We start from the raw sequence: 2,045 nt of genomic DNA, 5'->3' as shown, positions 1-2,045 counted from the left end.
GCAAACGGCTCAAGAACTGGAACACCGATGCCTATTCGTTTGCCTGGAACCAGGACCCCCTTTACCGCAGTATCCCTTTTTACATTAGTTTAAATGAAGGTATAGCACACGGTATCTTTTTTGATAATACCTTTAAAGCGCAGTTTGATTTTGGTGCCGAAGATAAAACCAAAACAAGTTTTTGGGCCGATGGCGGCGAATTGCAGTACTACTATATACATGGGCCGCATATGATGGATGTGGTAAAAAGCTACCATATTTTAACAGGTACACATCCCATGCCGCCACTTTGGGCGTTGGGCTATCACCAGTGCCGCTGGAGCTATTACCCGGAGGCTAAGGTGAAAAAGATTACCAATGGTTTCCGCGAAAATAAGATTCCCTGTGATGGTATCTACCTGGATATTGACTACATGGATGGCTATCGCTGCTTTACCTGGAACCGTAAATATTTTCCTGATCCTAAAAAAATGATCAGCGAATTGGCGGCGGATGGTTTCAAAACCGTGGTAATTATTGACCCTGGCATTCGTGTGGATGATGACTACGAGGTGTTTAAGGAAGGTAAAGAAAATAGGTATTTTTGCCGCCGGAGTGACGATTATTTTATGGAAGGCCATGTTTGGCCGGGTCGCTGCCAGTTTCCCGATTTTACAAACCCCGACGTACGTGAATGGTGGGGTGGTTTGTTTGATGAACTGGTGCAAATGGGCGTTGCAGGTGTTTGGAATGACATGAACGAGCCTGCTGTTTTTGGGGCAGGCACTTTCCCCGACGATGTTCGCCACCAGTACGATGGGCACCGCGGATCGCACCGTAAGGCGCATAATATTTACGGTATGCAAATGGTACGCTCAACCTACGAGGGGTTGCGCAAGCTCATGAAAAATAAACGTCCGTTTACTATTACAAGGGCCGGTTACTCAGGCGTTCAGCGTTTTTCATCCGTTTGGACGGGAGATAATGTGGCCTCCTGGGAACATTTGAAATTGGGCAATATCCAGTGCCAGCGTTTATCGGTATCTGGTATCTCATTTTGCGGTACAGATATAGGTGGCTTTAGCGGCGAGCCTGATGGTGAGCTGTTTACCCGCTGGATCCAGATGGGAGCATTTTCGCCTTTCATGCGCGCGCACTCTGCCGGCGATACCAAGGAGCGTGAACCATGGAGCTTTGGTGAACCATATACGGCTATCAACCGTAAATTTATTGAGCTGCGTTACCGTTTAATCCCTTATTTATACTCTACCTTTTGGGAGCATCACCGTTACGGTTTCCCTATTTTAAGGCCTATTGTAATGCATGAGCAGGATGTGATGCTGAATCATTTCCGCCAGGATGAGTTTACCTATGGCGATAAAATACTGGTTTGCCCTGTTATGGAACCCGGTCAAACAAAAAGAAATGTATACCTGCCAAAAGGTAAATGGATTAACTTCTGGACCCTTGAAGTTGTTGATGGGGGTAAAGAGGTATCGGTATTAACACCATTGGATATCATTCCTGTGTTTATTAAAGCCGGTTCTGTAATACCAGAATACCAGGTAATGCAATACGTAGGCGAAAAAGAAATTGAAGAAGTAAAACTTAATATTTATTATACTGATTACGAGGTTAATTCATTCCTGTTTGAAGATTACGGCGAAACTTTTGCCTATGAGCAGGATATTTACCTCGAGAAAAAATTTGTTGTAAATGGTGCTGCAAGAATACTTACTATCAACCAAAGTATGGAGGGTTTGTATACGCCCCGATACGAAGGCTATCACCTAAACATTATCGGTTTGCCATTTAAACCGGGCAAAATTGTAGCCGATGSTAAAACGGTGAAGGAGTTTAAAGTAAACACCGACGGAACAGTTGAGTTTAAGTTTAGTAAAAACTTTAAGCACATAGAAATAACAAAATAAAATGAAACCCCGGCCTGCCGGGGTTTTTTGTTTGATTTGACTTATAGGGGTTTTTTGTTATTTGAAAATTCTATGTGCTATCACTACTGTTTTAGCAGCTTTGCACCGGTGTTTACCCACAATAACGCTTTTAGA

The 2,045-nt window shown here is 43.6% G+C and carries 1 protein-coding gene; it reads left to right on the top strand.

Translation table 11 applies throughout. The annotated features are described in order from the left end of the window. On the top strand, positions 1–1,910 hold a 1,910-nt coding region (locus tag AC1DPZ_RS26085; RefSeq protein WP_477408995.1), incomplete at its 5' end, for a glycoside hydrolase family 31 protein. Positions 1,911–2,045 lie beyond the last annotated feature (135 nt).

The organism is Mucilaginibacter sp. P4_G9, from assembly GCF_056400985.1.
This window is presented reverse-complemented; position numbering and strand designations above follow the sequence as displayed.